Source organism: Pseudomonas sp. JV245A, assembly GCF_032424515.1.
Lineage (GTDB): Bacteria > Pseudomonadota > Gammaproteobacteria > Pseudomonadales > Pseudomonadaceae > Aquipseudomonas > Aquipseudomonas protegens.
The window spans coordinates 1-394 of record NZ_VYKE01000571.1; the positions used below are offsets into that span (position 1 = coordinate 1).

Annotated in this window: 1 pseudogene; it reads left to right on the plus strand. The window is 68.5% G+C overall.

From position 1 onward, the window contains the following. Positions 1–85 precede the first annotated feature (85 nt). Positions 86–394: pseudogene (locus F6S12_RS33080) on the plus strand (ABC transporter ATP-binding protein); the annotation flags it as partial.

Below are 394 nucleotides of genomic sequence, written 5' to 3' on the forward strand. Positions count from 1 at the left end.
CAGGACGGGCGAATCCGTGCCAGCGGCCGCCACGCCGAGCTGCTCAAGACCAACGCCCACTACCGCGACCTGCTGGGAGTCGACCATGGCTAATCCAATCGCCGGCAAGGCCCTGAGCGATATCGAAATCGAGGAAATGCTTGCCCGCCAGGCCCTGGACCGCAGCATGCTGTCGCGCCTGCTGCCCCTGCTGCGGCCGATCCGCGGCCCGATCCTGACGGTGATCGGCATCGAGTTGCTGCTGGTGTTCACGGTGTTCCTGCGGCCCTGGTTCGTGCGCGAACTGCTGGACCGCGGGCTGGTCCCGGACCAGGGTCACTGGCTGCTGGACGAGTCCCTGGTGCTGTGGCTGGGCCTGGGGCTGGCGGCCAGCTGGCTGGGGCGCTTCGTCCTG